This window comes from Butyrivibrio sp. AE2032 (assembly GCF_000702965.1).
On record NZ_JNLF01000002.1, the window covers coordinates 95,268 to 115,022 of the forward strand.

At 48.3% G+C, this 19,755-nt stretch carries 8 protein-coding genes; all 8 read left to right on the forward strand.

Translation table 11 applies throughout. From position 1 onward, the window contains the following. Positions 1-100 precede the first annotated feature (100 nt). The 8 genes from BO18_RS32175 (at position 101) to BO18_RS00505 (ending at position 19,720) form a co-directional block, all read left to right on the forward strand. A complete protein-coding gene (locus BO18_RS32175; protein ID WP_051688375.1) occupies positions 101-2,686 on the forward strand; it encodes a leucine-rich repeat protein in 2,586 nt (861 codons plus the stop codon). A gap of 1,052 nt (positions 2,687-3,738) precedes the next feature. Further along, positions 3,739-8,277, forward strand: a complete 4,539-nt coding sequence (locus tag BO18_RS32180; RefSeq protein ID WP_051688376.1) for a leucine-rich repeat protein — start codon at positions 3,739-3,741, stop codon at positions 8,275-8,277. Between the two features lie 77 nt (positions 8,278-8,354). Next, complete coding sequence (locus BO18_RS32185; RefSeq protein ID WP_051688377.1) at positions 8,355-9,947, forward strand: leucine-rich repeat protein; 1,593 nt, start codon at positions 8,355-8,357, stop codon at positions 9,945-9,947. Between the two features lie 70 nt (positions 9,948-10,017). Continuing rightward, the gene (locus BO18_RS35960; RefSeq protein ID WP_051688378.1) at positions 10,018-11,751 is read left to right on the forward strand and encodes an N-acetylmuramoyl-L-alanine amidase family protein; all 1,734 of its coding nucleotides are present in this window, start codon (positions 10,018-10,020) and stop codon (positions 11,749-11,751) included. 128 nt (positions 11,752-11,879) lie between these two features. Continuing rightward, complete coding sequence (locus BO18_RS32195; RefSeq protein WP_051688379.1) at positions 11,880-13,643, forward strand: hypothetical protein; 1,764 nt, start codon at positions 11,880-11,882, stop codon at positions 13,641-13,643. Positions 13,644-14,506: 863 nt separating this feature from the next. Beyond that, the gene (locus BO18_RS00495; protein WP_034442272.1) at positions 14,507-16,318 is read left to right on the forward strand and encodes an aminotransferase class I/II-fold pyridoxal phosphate-dependent enzyme; all 1,812 of its coding nucleotides are present in this window, start codon (positions 14,507-14,509) and stop codon (positions 16,316-16,318) included. A 35-nt stretch (positions 16,319-16,353) separates the two neighbouring features. Continuing rightward, the gene (locus BO18_RS00500; RefSeq protein WP_034442275.1) at positions 16,354-18,186 is read left to right on the forward strand and encodes a hypothetical protein; all 1,833 of its coding nucleotides are present in this window, start codon (positions 16,354-16,356) and stop codon (positions 18,184-18,186) included. Continuing rightward, a complete protein-coding gene (locus BO18_RS00505; RefSeq protein ID WP_034442278.1) occupies positions 18,179-19,720 on the forward strand; it encodes a hypothetical protein in 1,542 nt (513 codons plus the stop codon). The genes BO18_RS00500 and BO18_RS00505 overlap by 8 nt, the downstream gene beginning before the upstream one ends. Positions 19,721-19,755 lie beyond the last annotated feature (35 nt).

The window sequence follows — 19,755 nt, forward strand, 5'->3', positions numbered from 1 at the left end:
TTTTTGTCGTTTTTAAGCGGACGTACCCCCGGTTGTCTTGACAGGGGGCGCGTCTTTTTTTTAATATCAACGGAGTGCATAATTTTATGGAGGTATGCTGATGCGTACTCGGATCAAGACACTCTTAACCCTTTTGGCAGCATTTTTTGTCATCTCATCTTTCTCGGCGATCGTAAATGCAGGCGGCAGTGTCGTCACTTCGGGATCTGATTCTGATTTCAACTACACGTTCTATTCCGACGGAACGCTGGATCTCAAATGCCACGGCAAGACGATAAACCTCGGCTTCGTTTGCGGCGATGAGAAACTGGATTTCACGAAAATAACGAAGGTCAACGTCGACATGTCCGGCGTGAGCCTGAATGAACTCGACTTTAAGCTCGCAGGTTTTGACTGTGCCGCAAAGACGATCAACATATATGGCGCCCAGTCGGGAACCGTGGAGACATTCCAGATAACGGCTTACCCTAATGTCGAGAGCATCACGCTCCCTTCAAACATCACTTATAAGACGCTTCAGATCGACGGCGCAAAGATAAAGAATACTGATTTCCTTAAAAATCTTACGATCTATAACCTTGCGCTCTCAAACTGCTATTACATCACGACTGCCACGGTCAGGACCTCAAACAGCAAGTTCGCGGCTTATAACTGCAACAGCCTTGAGACTGTTGTTTTCCCGAGCTCGATGGAGAGGATACATTTCAAGGGAATGTCGAGCCTTACGAACGTAACGCTCCCGACGAGCACTCTTGAATTTTATTGGGTAGACTGCGCATGCTCCACTATCACAGTACCAAAGTCACAGCTGATGGGCATTACCGGTTCCGGAGTAAAGACGGTTAATTTCGCTTCAAATGTCGAAACGATCCCTTACGATGCTTTCGAGAACTGCACATCGCTTACGACATTAAACATACCGACCAGTGTTAAGAAAATCGAATCGGGTGCATTCACGAACTGCAAGGCTCTTAAGACAGTCAACTACGCCGGCACACAGGATCAGTGGAAGAAGATCAGCATCAGCTCATCGAGCGGTCTCGGCAACGTGAACATAAACTACAATGGCGGCGGTTCTACATGCAACCACACAGTTGTCACCGATGCGGCAGTCGCTGCCACATGCACAAAGGCCGGTAAGACCGAAGGCAGCCATTGCTCGAAATGCGGAGCCGTAATAAAAGCCCAGCAGACGATCCCTGCCAAGGGACATACTGAAGTTACCGTTTCCGGTAAAGCCGCTACATGTACCGCTTCAGGACTTACGGACGGAAAGAAGTGCTCTGTCTGCGGAGTAATTACAAAGGCCCAGCAGACGATCCCCGCCAAGGGACATACTGAAGTAACCGTTTCAGGAAAAGCCGCTACATGTACCGCTTCGGGACTTACCGACGGAAAGAAGTGTTCTGTCTGCGGCAAGGTGACCGTCGCCCAGACGACCATCCCTGCGAAGGGACATACGGAAGTGAAAGTTGCGGGAAAAGCCGCGACGTGTACTGCGACCGGTCTCACTGACGGAAAGAAGTGTTCTGTATGTGGCACCGTGACCGTCGCCCAGACGACGATCCCTGCGAAGGGACATACGGAAGTGAAAGTTGCGGGAAAAGCCGCTACGTGTACTGCGACAGGACTTACTGACGGAAAGAAGTGTTCTGTCTGCGGCAAGGTGACCGTCGCCCAGACGACGATCCCTGCGAAGGGACATACCGAAGTGACAGTCGCAGGAAAAGCAGCGACTTGTACGGCAACTGGTCTCACTGACGGAAAGAAGTGTTCTGTATGTGGCACCGTGACGGTCGCCCAGAAGACGATCCCTGCGAAGGGACATACCGAAGTGACAGTCGCAGGAAAAGCAGCGACTTGTACGGCAACTGGTCTCACTGACGGAAAGAAGTGCTCCGTTTGCGGAACCGTGACGGTCGCCCAGAAGACGATCGCAGCGAAAGGACACACCGCAGTAAAGGATCCGGCTGTTGCACCGACAAAGACTTCGACAGGTCTTACTGAAGGCTCTCACTGCTCCGTTTGCGGATGCACGATAGTGGCTCAGCAGGTCGTCCCGAAGCTCACCGACAACCGCGGCTGGGTCCAGGAGAAGGGCTTGTGGCATTACTACGATCAGAACGGAATGCTCATGACCGACTGGCAGAAGATAGACAACAACTGGTATTACTTCGGCACCACGGGCGATATGGTCACCGGCTGGCAGAAGATAGGAAATAAGTGGTATTACTTCAACACCAGCGGCCAGATGCTTACTTCATGGCAGCAGATCGGCGGCAAATGGTATTACTTCAGAGGCGACGGTGTCATGGTAACCTCATGGCAGGAGATCGGCGGAAAGTGGTACTACTTCAAAGCTGACGGTGTAATGGTCACCGGCTGGCAGGAGATAGGCGGCAAGTGGTACTACTTCAACAATGGCGGCGACATGGTCACCGGCTGGCAGCAGATAAGCAGCAAGTGGTATTACTTCAACAAAGGCGGCGACATGGTAACCGGCTGGCAGCAGATCGGCAACAAGTGGTATTACTTCAAGGATGACGGCGCAATGCAGACCGGCTGGGTCTTACTGAGCGGCAAGTGGTATTACATGCTTTCATCCGGCGAAATGGTAACCGGCACGAAGACAATCGGCGGCAAGACATACAACTTCAATAACAGCGGTGTCTGCCTCAATCCCTGATAGATTTAATTTGTATAAAAAATTGCAAAAGGGCTGTCTCAAAACATAATGAGACAGCCCTTATTGTTTCAGCAAGTGTGGCAGTTGATTGCAGAATTCTGACCTGTCTTTTCGACAGGTATCGAAATCGAAGTGATTATCTGCGTTTCGATACCTCGACTTTTGAAAGGTGAGATCGAAATTATCCCAAGATGAGGTTTTCTTGTGATTTGGGATAAAATTTGGACCGCAAATTATCCCAAGATGAGGGTTTCTTGCGATTTGGGATAAAATTCGGACCGCAAATTATCCCAAGTGAAGCATATTTAATCTTTTGGGATAAATTCACCTCTGAAAATTATCCCACGGAGGCAATAATTCACGGTTTGGGATAAAATCGCCTGCAAGGAAAGCTACGATATCGTTTTCAGGAAAAAGTCTTCAAAAACGATATCAGCGGGAGATCAAAGATATCGTTTTCGGGAAAAAGTCTTCAAAAACGATATCAGCGGGAGATCAAAGATATCGTTTTCAGGAAAAAAACTTCTAAAACGATATCAGTGGAAGATCAAAGGTATCGTTTTCGGAAGAAAAATCTCAATAACGATATCTGCGGTTCAGCCGAGGTATCGAAAACAAAGGATTTCCCCGGATTTCGATACGTTGAACTCTCGACAGGTATCGGAAACGGAAGTTTCTTAAACATTTCGATACTTCGGCCTTCCGGCAGACATGGCTGGTCATTAGCACATCCACTTCAAGGGGTCAGTTTTTCGCCGTTTATACGGCAGAAAAGCAGGCATTGGGCAAATGCCAGCCAAAAAGCGAAAGTAAGGGGCTATACCGGCATTTTGATACAACTCCTTTGTATTGAGGTGTGAGGGATATCCCACGATTTTTTTTGTTTGCAAATTGAGAATTCCTCGTCAGGGGCTGGGAAGATCCCGGAGGTCAACAGGGAAAACCAACAGATTTTGTTCATCATAATTAAACACTTAATTCAATTAATCCGGCATTTCGGCAGAGCGGTATTTGATAAAATTAAATGGTAATCAAAATGAGGAGGTATGCGTATGCGTACACGATGGAAGCTTCTCTGTACTGTCTTAATGTCGTTTCTGGTTATCTCAGCACTCTCCCTGTCCGTCTCTGCGGGAGGAAGTGTAGTTACCTCCGGAACCGAGGATGATTTCCGTTACGTTCTATATTCGGACGGAACACTGGATCTTACATGTACAGGTAAGACCGTGGCTTTGGGCTATGCCTGCGGAAATGAAGATCTCAATTACAGATCGATCAAGACTGTCAACGTTAATATGTCGGGCGTTAACCTTAACGAACTCGATTTTAAGCTTGACGGCTTCGAATGCTATGCGACGACTATCAATGTTACGGGCATCAGCAGCGGCTCCATCGATACTTTCCAGATCACGAACTTCCCGAGGGTCGAGAATATCAGCCTCCCTCAGGGAGTCACATATAAGACGCTCCAGATAAACTATGCAAGCATTAAGAATGTTGATTTCATAAAGAATCGTACGGTAAATAATCTGACGCTTTCCATGTGTTACGATCTGGAGGACGTTACAATAACGACTCCAAACAGCAAGTTCGCGATCTCGTACTGCCCTTATGTGGAGTCGATATCTTTCCCAAGCTCCATGGACCGTGTCCATCTTAAGGGAAGTATGTCTTACCTGACGGATATTACCTGGCCTGACAGCTGTCTTGAATTCTATGTCATGGATTACGAACTTGAAGAGATCACGATCCCGAGCTGTTCTCTTTTCGCCGTTACAGGAAGCAAACTGAAGACGGCTACCATTTCTTCGGGAGCGACTACCATCGGTTACGACGCTTTCGAGAACTGTACCGCGCTTACGACGGTCATAATCCCGGTGAGCGTTACTGAGATCAACTCATATGCTTTCGAGGGATGCACATCACTTAAGGATATCTACTATCCCGGAACAAAGACCCAGTGGAATAAGATAAGCATCGGTTCAGGTGCTCTGGGCAGTGCCAAGATCCACTATAACGAGGTCCCTTGCAATCACGTGGCAGTTCCTGTTGCAGGATATGCTCCGACATGTGTCTCCTGGGGACTTTCAGACGGAAGCAAATGCTCTTTGTGCGGCAAGTGGATCGTTGAGCAGGAAGTCATACCGTCTTTAGGACATATAAGGACATTAGATCCCGCTGTCCCTGCGACATGCACGGAGAACGGCCTTTCCGAGGGTTACCACTGCGCCAGGTGCTTTGATGTGCTTACGCCTCAGAAGACTGTTTATGCAACAGGTCATACGGAAGTTACCGATAATGCGGTTGCGCCTGACTGCACCCACACCGGACTTACACAGGGCAGCCACTGCTCTGTTTGCAAAGAAGTCATCAAGGCTCAGCAGACAGTTCCCGCAAAAGGCCATACTGTAGTTATCGATGAAGCCGTTACGGCTGACTGCACACACGAAGGCAAGACCGAAGGAAAGCACTGCTCGGTCTGCAATGAGGTTCTGGTCGCTCAGCAGATAATTCCCGCTCAGCACCTCCTTTTGGAGAACGAGGATATCGAACCCACCTGCACACAGCCCGGCAGACACGGCGGAACGCACTGCCTGGTTTGCGGTCAGGTTTTCGGTGCTACGGAAATACCGGCAACGGGCCACACTGAGACAACGCTCCAGGGCAAAGCAGCGACATGCACGGAAAACGGTCTTACGGCAGGCAAGAAGTGTACCACATGCGGAACGGTCACCGTTCAGCAGACGGTAATCCCTGCTAAGGGGCATACTGAGACAACGCTCCAGGGCAAAGCAGCAACATGTACGGCCGACGGCCTTACGAGCGGAAAGAAGTGCACTGTTTGCGGAACCGTCACTGTAGCGCAGACCGTGATCCCTGCAACGGGCCACACGGAGACAACGCTCCAGGGCAAGGCAGCGACTTGTACCGAGGACGGTCTGACAGAAGGCAAGAAGTGCACCACATGCGGAACCGTCACCGTAAAGCAGACGGTTATCCCTGCAAAGGGCCACACGGAGACAACGCTCCAGGGCAAGGCCGCAACCTGTACCGAAGAAGGCCTTACAGCCGGAAAGAAGTGCACCACTTGCGGAACCGTTACTGTAGCGCAGACTGTTATCCCTGCAAAGGGACATACAGAGACAACGATCTCGGGCAGAGCTGCCACATGTACCGAAGACGGCCTTACGGCAGGTAAGAAGTGCACCACTTGCGGAAACATAACTGTAGCGCAGACTGTTATTCCTGCAAAGGGACATACAGAGACAAAGATCTCCGGTAGGGCTGCCACATGTACTGAAGATGGCCTTACGGACGGCAGGAAGTGCACGGTCTGCGGAACGGTCACTGTCCAGCAGGATGTCATCCCCGCAAAGGGTCATACCGAGACAACGATACAGGGCAGAGCCGCAACATGTACTGAAGACGGTCTTACGAACGGCAAGAAGTGTACGGTCTGCGGCGCGACCACTGTCCAGCAGGAAGTAATAAAGGCAACAGGCCATAATCACGTTACGGTCAAAGGTTATGCAGCCACATGTACAGAAGACGGTCTTACTGACGGTGATAAGTGCTCTAAATGCGGTACCGTATTTACACCTCAGATGGTGATACATGCAAAGGGCCATACAGAAGTCACGGTGGCCGGTTATGCGGCAACATGCACGAAAAACGGTCTTACTGACGGTGTTAAGTGTTCGACGTGCAAGGAGGTTCTGGTCGCCCAGACAACTATCAAGGCACCCGGGCACAAGCATGTTACGGTTGAGGGCTATCCTGCCACATGTACCGAAGACGGACTTACCAACGGAGACGAATGTTCCGTCTGTCATACCGTATTTACCGAACAGACAGTGATACCCAAGACGGGTCACCACCAGGTTACTGTCCAGGGCAAGGAAGCCACATGTACCGAACCGGGTGTCGTAAACGGCGTAATATGCTCGAACTGCGGTTTTGTATTTACAGCTTCATCCGTTATCCCTGCTAAGGGGCATACGGAAACTACGGTCAAAGGCTACGCCGCCACGTGTACAACGGACGGCCTTACGGACGGTAAGAAGTGCACGGTCTGTGGCGATATAACAGTCAAACAGGAAGTCATCCGTGCCAAGGGACATACTGAGGTTACTGTCAAAGGCTACGATGCAACATGCGAAAAATCAGGCCTTACCGACGGAAGCAAGTGCTCAGTATGCAATGTTGAGATAAAGGCTCAAAAAACGATACCGGCCAAAGGCCATACCGAGACGTTGATCCCGGGAACTCCCGCTACATGTACGGCAAAGGGTCTTACAGACGGAGTCAAGTGTTCTGTCTGCAGCAAGGTGCTTACGCCTCAGAAAGAGATCGCGGCACAGGGTCATAAGCCGTACACCATAGCAGGCAAGTCACCGACGTGTACCGAGAAGGGCCTTACAGACGGAACAGAATGTTCTGTATGTCACGTAACCATTAAAGCCCAGCAGGAGATCGCGGCTCTCGGACACAAGACATATACCATTGCAGGTCATGCTGCGACATGCACGGAGAAAGGCCTTACAGACGGCACCGCATGCTCTGTATGTCACGCAACGATACAGGCACAAAAAGAGATAAAGGCGACAGGCCATAAGCCGTATGTCATTGCAGGCCATGCTGCTACATGTACCGAGAAAGGTCTTTCCGACGGAAGCGAATGCTCTGTCTGTCATGAAACACTTAAGGCACAGCAGGAGATCGCTGCAACCGGTCATACGGAAGTCGTAGATCCCGGCTATGCTCCGACATGCACGGAGCCAGGTCTTACCGAAGGCAGGCACTGCTCCGTTTGCGGTCATGTTTTCGCCGAGCAGAAAACGATAGAACCGAGACATACTATAGTCGAAGATCCTTATCTCGCTCCTACGAAGGATACTGAAGGCCGTACGGCAGGTTCGCACTGCTCTGTATGCGGCGAGGTCATCGTGGCCCAGGAAGTCATCCCCAAGCTCACCGGACTTGAAGGCTGGATACAGGAGGGCGGCGTCTGGCACTATTACGAGGATTCCGTGATGGCTGTTGACAAGTGGATCAAGGACGGCGGCAAGTGGTACTATCTTGACTCAACAGGTACGATGCTCAAGGGCTGGAACCAGCTCAAGGGTAAGTGGTATTACTTTAACGGCTCAGGCGATATGGTCACCGGCTGGAAGCAGATAAGCGGCAAGTGGTATTACTTCAATGGCGGCGGTGACATGGTCACTGGCTGGAAGCAGATAAGCAGCAAGTGGTATTACTTTACAGGCTCAGGCGATATGGTCTCAGGCTGGAAGCAGATCGGCGGAAAGTGGTATTACTTCAATGGCGGCGGTGACATGGTCACTGGCTGGCAGCAGATAAGCAAAAAGTGGTATTACTTCAACGGCGGCGGAGATATGGTCACCGGCTGGAAGCAATTGAGCGGAAAGTGGTACTACTTCAACAGTTCAGGCGACATGGCGACAGGCTGGCTCAAACTCGGTTCATCCTGGTATTACTTGAAGTCATCGGGCGAGATGGTAACGGGTACCATGACGATAGGAGGGAAGAGCTATACCTTTAATTCGAGCGGCGTCTGCCAGAATCCGTAAATAAAATTACTTAAGGGCCTCCTTCGGGAGGCTCTTGATGGTAAAATCTTTGGGTATTCAATTCAGGAGGTATGCTGATGCGTACACGTTACAAATTTTTATGTTCAGTCCTGATGGCCGTGATGGTCATCTCGTCATTGTCCATGGCAGTGGCTGCCGGCGGCAGTGTCGTCACTTCGGGTTCTGATTCGGATTTCAATTACACTTTATATTCCGACGGAACACTGGATCTTAAATGCCACGGTAAGACAATAAATCTCGGCTTTGTCTGCGGTGATGAGAAACTGGATTTTTCGTCCGTAAAAACAGTCAATGTCGACATGTCTGGCGTTAGCATGAGCGATCTTGACTTTAAGCTTGCAGGTTTTGACTGCGGTGCAACGAAGATCAATGTCTATGGCGCTCAGTCAGGAACCGTTGAGACATTCCAGATCACGGCTTACCCTAATGTTGAGAGCATTACGCTTCCTTCAAACATCACATACAAGACACTGCAGATCGACGGTGTAAAGATAAAGAATATCGACTTTCTGAAGAATCTTACGGTCAATAACCTGACGCTCTCCAACTGCTATTACATCACGACTGCAACGATAAGGACCGCTAACAGCAAGTTCGCGGCTTATAACTGCAACAGTCTTGAGACTGTCGTATTCCCCAGCACGATGGACAGGATCCATTTCAAGGGAATGGCAGATCTGAAGAATGTCACGCTTCCCACGAGCACACTCGAATACTATTGGGTCGACTGCGCATGCGCCACGATCACGGTACCTAAGGCTCAGCTGATGGGCATCACGGGTTCCGGAGTCAAGACGGTCAATTTTGCATCCAATGTGGATAAGATACCTTACGATGCTTTCGAGAACTGCACATCGCTTACGACATTAAACATTCCTACCAGCGTCAAGACAATCGAGTCCGGTGCTTTCACGAACTGCACGGCGCTTAAGACAGTCAATTATGCAGGTACGGAAGCCCAGTGGAAAAAAGTCAGCGTCAGCTCATCGAGCGGACTCGGGAGCGCGAAGATCAACTACAACGGCGGTTCACAGACGAAGAACGGCTGGGTAACCGAGGGCGGAGTTAAGCGTTACTATGAGAACGGCAAGGCTGTTACAGGATGGAAGGAGATCTCCAAGTCCTGGTATTACTTCAACAGCACAGGTGATATGCTTACCGGCTGGCAGGAGATATCCAAGGCATGGTATTACCTCGGCACTGACGGCGTCATGAAGACACGCTGGCAGCAGATTGACGGCAAGTGGTATTACTTCAACACGAGCGGCGTCATGCAGACGCGCTGGCAGCAGATAAGCGGCAAGTGGTACTACTTCAATACAAGCGGCGACATGGTAAAAGGCTGGAAGGCTATCTCAGGCAAATGGTATTACTTTAATCCCGACGGAGATATGGCAACGAGCTGGAAGCAGATCGGCAGCACCTGGTATTATTTCGAATCTTCCGGCGCCATGGTCACAGGCTGGAAGGCTGTTGGAGGCAAGTGGTATTACTTCAACACTGACGGCTCAATGAAGACGGGCTGGCTCAAGATCGGTTCATCCTGGTATTATCTCGTTCCTTCATCAGGCGAGATGGTTACGGGCTCAAGGACCATCAACGGTAAGACATATAATTTCAGATCTGACGGAGTGTGTACAAATCCTTAAACTGTCACATATAGAATAGAAGAGGGTATAATCTGATTATTAGATACCAATTTCTATTCAGGAGCATACTATGTTCAGCAGCAAGTTAAAGATCTTATGTGCGGCAGGTCTGGCTACTATACAGTTTTTAAGCGGGCAACTATCGGCTTCGGTAGGGCCCGCTTTGCTTTTCGAAAACGCAGGCTGGAACAAAAGCGGAAACGACTGGGTCTATACGGATGAAAACGGCGTTCTTACGACCGGGTGGGCTCAGATTGGAAGCAGATGGTATTACTTCAATGCCGATGGGATAATGCAGACAGGCTGGCTCGAAGAAGGCGGCAAGTGGTACTATCTCACAGCTTCGGGTGCGATGGCGACAGGCTGGAAGGAAGCAGGAAATAAGTGGTACTACTTTAACAAGAGCGGCGTTATGCAGAAGGGGTGGCTGCAGGATGGCGGTAAGTGGTACTATCTCGGTCCTTCCGGCGACATGAAGACCGGCTGGCAGCAGATCGGCGGCAAATGGTATTTCTTAAAGAGCAGCGGCGCAATGGCGACCGGCTGGATACAGGACGGCGGTAAGTGGTATTACCTTGATGCTTCTGGCGTCATGAAGACTGGCTTCCTCACGGAGGGTGACGTTACTTATTATCTGAATCCGAACGGCTCGATGGCTACAGGCTGGAAAGATATCGGCGGGGAATGGTATTACTTCAAACCCGGTTCGGGTGAAGGCGTCGAAGGCTGGTATAAGGTCGGCGGCAGCTACTATTACTTTGAAGGCTATAAGATGCAGCACGATAAATACATCGGGCATCTTTATCTTGAGAGTTCGGGACGTGTTTACGGAAACATAGATCCTACGGATCCCGAAAATGTCGGCGATGCGTCGCCGATCTTTATCGGGAGCTATAACCTTGACGGCCGAATGGGCGGCTGCGTTTACGAGCAATACCATGTTCTGGGTTATCCTGATCCCGCCTCTGATTTTGATCATGAAAGTTATGTGTCCTCGTCAGCATCAGGGTGGACATATGTCGGGCACTATGATTATAAGGCAGGAAAAACGACATATGAAAAAGCCGAAGATTTTGATTTCGAGGCATTTAAAGCAGGGAAGACAGAATATGCTGAAGTCTCATTCTATGTTCTTCCGGGTCAGAAGGCCAAAGTAAAGATTATTCCGTCAGCTGAATACAGCGAGTTTTTGGGCTGGAGTTTTTCACAGGCATACGATCCCTCGAAGATAATCAGCAAAGATCTTGAGATAAGCGTCCGCTTTATGCCGGATACAAAGCTCTATGCCCATGTCAATTCGCCGTGGGACAGCTGCTATACCGATGAGTTCTACGGGAACACCTGCACCAAGTCTCCACAGACATCAGGTATCATCTACAGGCTGCCGTGCCACAGGGACAGTAACGGCAGATGGATATTGGACAAGGAATCCATGAAAATAATCTCCGGTGTTGCTTTCTACCATTATGATTCCTATTCAAGTCACAGGTATCCGAGTCCTTATAATCCTCACTACTACGATTTCTTCAACAGGCCGGATGATTATGAATTCACGACTGACAAGATACACGTAGAACTCCAGATAGATGACTATGGTGATCCTGAAGTTGACGGATACTATACTGTCGATTACACACCGGATGCATATTATTGGATCATAATGTATGACCGCAACGGGAATATAAGACCTTTGATATATCCTTCAAGACTGGATATATATGAGTTTTTCTATGAAGATCCGAGAACCGGTGAATCCTTATATTTTTATGATGAACGCCGTGCCGCGCGTTATAACGAGGCCTGATTTGTTAATATTCTGTGAGTAAAAAACGAATAGTATCAACATTGATTTAACATACGTGAAACACCGCCATCTGGCGGTGTTTTTGATGTTAGAATCCAAGCATAGATACCGGAATGGAGGTGATCTCTATGCGTAAAAGTTTGAAATTATTCAGTTCGTTAATAACAGTTGTTTTGGTCATATCTGCATTTTCCATGATGGTTTCCGCATCTTCTTCTGACAGTTCTTACTGGAAGAGCTTGTCGAACGATTACTACTATAAGCAGATGACTTCCGGTGAGAAGATATTCTACGACAGACTTGATGAGACATGCATGGCATATCTCTTGAACGACGAGGACATTCCAGGTGATTGCATCTCTGTTGATTGCTCAGACCTGGGACTTACCGCAGAACAGGTCGACAAGGTCCAGCTGATGTTCACGGTTTCCAATCCTCAGTATTTCTTCCTTGAACCCAAGTATAAGTACAACGATAAGGGTATAGAGATCAATGTTTATCCTGATCTCGTTAACGGAACAAAGAGAGCTTCCGTAAAGGCTGAGATCAAGAGCTGCATCGACTCTTACATCAAGGCGGCATCTTCCGCAACTCTCCCTGAAGAGAAGGAAAACATCGTTGCACTGAAGATCTGTAAAGAGATTTCCAGAGACCTTGATCCTGATGCCGACAAGGAATACTACCAGTGCATTTACAGTGCCGTTAAGGGTACTACAAAGTGCAAAGGTTTTGCTTTATTTTTCGGCGCCGTAATGAATGCTCTCGGCATCGAGTGCGTAACGGCAAACAGCGAGCCTCACGCATGGAACTACGTAAAGCTCCACGGCTACTGGTATTGTGTCGATGTAACGAACATGAACCAGGAAGAAATGACCTCTTACGGTTACTACAATCACGACGGTAAGGATATCGGCAATGCAAAGTATTCCGCAGTCGATTCAAGACTTAAGGCATATCTCCCCGTACCCAAGTACGATGAAGTCGGCAGAAAATATACGAGCAGATATTTTGTCGACAACGGTGTCACATACTTTATCGTATGCGATATGGATGATGCGAAAAATGTAATCGCTGTCAAGGATGCAACGGGAACTCTTCCCGCAAAGGTTAATTACAATAACGTCGAATACACTGTAATGTCCGCAGCAGGCTGGGCAAGATCCGGCAAGAACTGGGTCTACTACAACGACGCAGGCAAGCTCGTTAAGGGCTGGTACGAAATAGAAGGCGAAGGCTGGTACTATTTCGACAAGACCACAGGCGCAATGCTCAGCAACTGGCAGCAGATAGGCGGCAAGTGGTATTACTTCGGTTCTGACGGCATCCTGAAGACGGAATGGCAGCAGATCGGCGGTAAATGGTATTACTTCAATCCTGACGGCGACATGGTCACAGGATGGAAGCAGATCGACGGATATTGGTACTTCTTCAATAAAGACGGCGATATGGCCAAAGGCTGGCAGAAGATCAGCAACAAGTGGTATTACTTCAACGGCGGTGCGATGGTAACCGGCTGGAAGAAGATCGGCAACGTCTGGTATTTCTTCACAACAAACGGTGACATGGCTACAGGTTGGAAGTCCATCTCCGGCAAGTGGTATTACTTCGGAAGCAGCGGTGAGATGACAACAGGCTGGAAGCAGATCTCCGGCAAGTGGTACATCTTCAATGGCAGCGGCGAGATGACAACAGGCTGGAAGGCCTCCGGCGGCAAGTGGTACTACATGGGCAGCAGCGGCGCTATGCAGGAAGGCTGGGTAAGGACAGGCGGCAGCGTCTACTATCTGGTACCGGGAGCAGGTTACATGGCTACGGGCGAGATGACGATTGACGGTACTGTACGTATTTTTGCCGACGGCGGTGCCTGCACCAATCCTCCTTCGGGAATCTGAGTTGACTGACGGATTCTCCTTCGGAGCTCTAAGATAATTGACGGACCGCATTTGGTGTCCAAAGTAAAAAACGGGTAATCGGTTCGGACCCAAAGCGGTCTGACCGGAAGATAAGGTAAGTGCCAAAGAGGGGGCTGTCTCAAAACAAACGAGACAGCCCCCTTAGTTCCCAATAGTGGAAGTTTCACCAGAACTTTAAAAACGATATCAGCCAGAATGTTAAGATATCGTTTTCGGGAAATAGTCTTTAAAAACGATATCAACCGGAAGGTCAAGATATCGTTTTCGGGAAATAGTCTTCAAAAACGATATCAGCCGGAAGGCTAAGATATCGTTTTCGGGAAATAGTCTTTAAAAACGATATCAGCCGGAAGGTCAAGATATCGTTTTCGGGAAAAAGTCTTTAAAAACGATATCAACCGGAAGAAATATTCTGCACTCAACGGCCATCGCGGCGATTTTATCCCAAACCTTAGATTATTACCTCCGCGGGATAATTTTCAGAGGTGAAATTATCCCAAAAGTTTAAAAATGCTTCACTTGGGATAATTTTGAGCTGGGATTTTATCCCAAACTGCAAGAAAACCTCATCTTGGGATAATTTCGAGTTCAAAATTTATCCCAAAGTCCCGAAAAATGGCGCAGTGGGATAATTCACGTATTCCCGCATTTTCCCGCAATGCGGGAAGTATTGCGGGAAGTATTGCGGGAAGTATTGCGGGAAAAATAAAGCGCGTGAGCAGTAACTTTTCTTGCCTCTATCCGCCCGAAAACCATTTCCGGATAATTTCCTCATAAAAATCCGCTTAACTAATATATAATTAATAAATATGGAAATTCATTTTTGAATTCTAGGAGGATATATGCAGGCAATAATACTCGCAGCAGGAATGGGAAAAAGACTTAAGGAACTTACTCAGAACAACACCAAGTGCATGGTCAAGGTAAACGGCGTGTCCCTGATAGACAGGATGCTCCACCAGATAGACAGGTATTCGCTTGACCGCATTGTAATAGTGGTCGGATACGAAGGCAAGAAGCTGATGGATTACATCGGCACATTAGACATCAAGACGCCTATCGTATTTATCGAGAACCCGATCTACGACAAGACTAACAATATCTATTCGCTGGCGCTCGCCAAGGACTGGCTTGTAAAGGACGATACGCTCCTTTTCGAGTCCGACCTGATCTTTGAGGATTCCGTATTGGACGCGCTCGTCACGGATCCCAGAAACACGCTGGTACTCGTAGACAAGTATGAGTCCTGGATGGACGGCACATGCGTAAAGATCGGTCCGGACGATTCCATCGAGGCGTTCGTGCCCGGCAAGAAGTTCAAGTTCAACGAGATAAAGGAATACTACAAGACGGTTAACCTTTATAAGTTCAGCAAGAGCTTCTCGGTAAACAAGTATGTTCCTTTCCTTGAGGCATATCAGTCGGCTCTTGGAGAGAACGAATACTACGAGCAGGTATTGAGAGTAATCACGATGCTTGAAGATCCCGAGATCAGGGCAAAGAGGCTCTCAGGCCAGAAGTGGTACGAGATCGACGACATCCAGGATCTGGACATCGCAGAATCGCTCTTCTCGCCCGATGACGACGAGAGAGTAAAGCTCATGCAGGGAAGATACGGCGGATACTGGAGATATCCGAAGCTCTTAGATTTCTGCTATCTCGTAAATCCTTATTTCCCGCCCGAGAAGATGAAGGACGAGATGAGAGCTAATTTTGACATCCTGCTCACGGAATATCCGAGCGGCATGAGAGTTAACAGCCTTTTAGCTGCAAAGAATTTCGGCGTTCATCAGGAGAACATACTCGTAGGAAACGGTGCTGCCGAGCTTATCAAGAGCCTCATGGGATATCTTGACGGCAAGACGGGATTTATCAGACCTACTTTCGAAGAGTATCCGAACCGTTACGATACGGAAGATTCCGTTTATTTCATTCCCGACAATAAGGATTTCTCTTATACGGCAGACGACATAATGAAGTTCTTTGCGGATAAGGCAATAAAGAACCTCATCCTCATCAATCCCGACAATCCGAGCGGAAATTACATCAAGAAGGCTGACATCATCTCGCTCATTTACTGGGCAGAAATAAAGGGCATCACGATCGTAATAGACGAGTCATTCGCCGATTTCTCTGACGAGCTTAACAACACTCTGATCGAGCAGGAGCTCCTCGTAAAGAACCCGCACCTCTTCGTAATGAAGAGCATCTCGAAGTCCTACGGTGTTCCTGGCTTGAGGCTTGGTATCCTTGCTTCTGGCAACGAAGAGATTATCGCAAAGATGAAGAAGGATGTTGCTATCTGGAACATCAACTCCTTTGGCGAGTTCTACATGCAGATAGAAGAGAAGTACAAGAAGGATTATGCTGCTGCCTTAGTTAAGATCAGGGCTGAGCGTGCAAGATTCCAGGATGAGCTCTCCAGGATTAAGGGTGTAAGGGTTATCCCTTCACAGGCAAATTTCATCATGGTCGAACTCGACGAAGGTATCGATCCGAAGGAACTCTTAAAGAAGATCCTGATAAACCACAACATCCTTATAAAGGAACTCATGAACAAGACAGGCGGAAAGAACTACCTGCGCCTTGCGGTACGCAACACTGAGGATAATAACAAGCTCCTTGCTGCGATGAAGGAAGAACTCGGGGTATAACGGGAAGGCGGAATTATCTGATATAAGAAGCGCTGATGGAAGGTTCTTTAAAGGGATTAACACTTAAGATAAACAATGCCGGCGATAAGACGAAAAAGTATGCCGACATCTACTATCTTGTATCCCTTTTCGTATTCATCTCCGCCGTCGCATGCACACGATCCAGGATAATCCTGGATGTTATTCCGACGATACTTATCATCGCTGAGATGATGCTTTTACCGATCGTCGTATACCGCATTATCTTTACGTTGTTCAGGAACTGGAAGACAGCAGTAGCGGCGATCGCTCTTATTGTCTTCAGTTTTGTCTATTCCGGTATTAACGAAGACACCGTGCCGTTTACATTCATTGCTTTTGCGATAGTCGGCGGTATCGGAGTCTGTGCCGATAAGGTCCTGCTTGCCGGGATTGGCGGAAATGCCGTCATGATCATATACAACATCTGCATGACGCTGTTCGACAACAAGACGCTGACATTTAACGACTATCAGGACAGAAAGTTATTCTATTTCGGACCGAACGTATTCTATCTGGATAAGATGAACAACTGCTCATCGACGGATTTCGCAGCTCACTATTTCTGGGTTATCGCGGCTTATCTGTGGGTGAGGGGAAAGAAGATCACATGGGGCGAGATATTCGCTTTAGGTGCTCTGGATGTCCTCGTTTATTCGCTTACGGGTTCCAATACGTCTTTCCTTTGCATCGGTCTTTTACTGATCTGTGCATTTGTGCTGAAGCTTTTGCAGTTGTTTGATAAGAAGATCAGGTTGCCTGAAGGCATAAAGAAGGGCAACGTATTCGACAAGACCATTTCTTTTCTGGGAAAGACTTCCTATCTCACGATCGGTCTGGCATGCATCCTTCTTACAGTGTTTTATGATGTCGAGAACGCGAAATTCAGAAAACTAAACGACATACTACACTGGAGGCTCGGATTAGGTCACAGGGGCTTTTTGGAGAACGGCATTCATCTGATAGCCGGAGAAGTAACCCTCTATGGTATGTCATCTTCTGCAGACGGGTTCTTTAATTTCCTGGATTGCTCTTTTGTGGACATAATTATCACAGGCGGCATCCTGATGTTCGTGCTCTTTATGACCATCATGACGACCGTACAGATAAAGCATAAGAAATATATCTACGGTGTTGCGATCCTTTCCATATGCGCCTTGTCGTGCATAGAAGAGCATCACCTTTCTGAGATCAGCTATAACTTATTCCTGCTCCTTTTGTTTGCCGATTTTGAAGCAGATAAGAAGACTTCACCCGTTATCGATGCAAAGAAGCCCGTGCGGAAGATACTTAATTACAGTTCGTTTGCGGTATGCGCCGGATTCCTTGTTGTATCGGTCTTCTTAAACCTGCCAAGATACAGGACGGTAAAAGAACTTGACCGGCTGGACGTCAGGGCAGGAGAGATCTGCAGGGCCGTTCAGAGCAATCTCGATGCTGCAGTCAGCAGCGGAACCTGGCAGCAGGTAACGGAAGAGCTGGATTCTTATCAGTACGGCGATCTTCTGGCACATCCTTCAGATTTTGAAGCGGTAACAGGCACTCATTGGAATGAGATGACCGACGATCCGAAGGATCACGCTTACTATGTGCTTTATTATTCACCTTCAAATCAGGTAGAAGACAAAATGCTCGATGTCATGATAACAGATGAAGTCAGGAGCCTTATAGGCGGAGGAAGCATCGTCATCGAGTACGATGTCGTTAAGGGTAAGGTCTATGGCCTCTGGTATGCGGAATCGGAAGGCTGTTATGCCATAGATGACGGCAGGAAGTCTGACCGGACCGGAAGGCTCGGACGTAATGCTCTGATGCTTGAGGGATATTATTCGGGTGCAAGACATGGATAAGATGAACTTCAGACATATCCCGGTTTTAAGAAATCTCACGGCGCTCCTGCTTGTGACTGCTCTTTTATTCTCATTCTGTTCCTGCACAAAAGACAACAGTGATTTTGACGGAGTCAGATTTGCTAAGACAAGGCACATATCAGTCATTGTGGATTCCTACGTTCCGGTAAATACGGATGTGACGGTTGATTCTTCGTGCGTCGCCCGCTATATACACGACGAAGTCCTGAAAGAACTCAATATCGACGTAACCTTCATAGAGTCGCAGAAACTCAACATCAATATGTCGACAGAAGCCGATATCTCCGTTACCACAAACTTCAGTTCGCTCAACACATACTACAAGATGGGTTCTATTACCAACATCGCGCCTTATCTCGACCAGTATGCTTCCTCGCTGACATCGCTTACAGGGCTGCTCGGCGAAGAGAATATCTATGCTTGCACGGACGATCCTTCCGAAATATGGTATCTGACAGCAAAGAAAGCCGTTCCTGATGCCAGGGTTACATTTATCAGGTCAGACTGGCTCGAAAAGCTCGGGCTCGAAGCTCCTTCGACCAGGGAAGAACTCCACAGCTGTCTCATCTCCTTCAGGGACAATGCGGAACTCCTCCTGGGTGAGGATGCAGATAATATGATCCCGTTCTTTATAGACAATGAGCCTAATGTCAGCGCAAAGCCTCTTTTTGACTCCTGTCTCGACACTTCCATAGGTGATAAGGATTTTTACGCACACGGCTATTGCAGGGCGACTCAGGAGGGCTACAGGGACGGGCTCGAGATACTGAACGGATGGTATCTGGAAGGCCTGCTGCCTTCAGATTATCAGGTTATAAGGCCCGGGACGAAGGAATCCTATGAGCCCGTCGAGAACGGCTTTGTCGGTGCTTTCTGCGCCAAGGGTGACTACCTGTATAAAAACGGCGGGATTTCCCACATTCAGGCACTTAAGGATAATCAGGGAGAGGATGCTGATTACGTCGCGGTAAATACTTTTGAGAACAGGTACGGCGGATACACGTACTGGCAGGAGGATTATCTCGGTGAAGGCGGCAACAAGATCTATCTGCCGTCGACATGCGAAGATCCTCTGGCATGTCTGGTGTATCTCAACTGGATTTCTGATAAGACAAATGTTGATGAACTTAAGAACCTTGAAGTTCAGGATCCCTTTGACTACAGCCGTTATGCGATCACATATCAGGGTGCACTCTCGGATGTGGCTTCCGAAGCTGAGGAGGCTCTGAAAACTGCATCTGAGGTTACATATGTCCAAAGGGGAAACAAGTGCGTCAGATACGGACCGTATTTCTTCAAGTATGTGGAATCCGACACTGATTTTGCTAAGGTTTATCCCGGTTCGACGAAGAACTTTGTGTGCACTGTGATAAGCGCTCCTGAAGGACGGTTTGAAGAAGTATACACGGAAGAGTTCGACACATACGGCATGCAGGGCGCATACGTTCTTTTCAGGATTAGGCTCAATGAGTGGGATAAGGTAATGGTAAACGGGGATATGAAGCCGTGGTAAGAGTTTTCCGAGCGGTTGTTATATAATAAAAGATT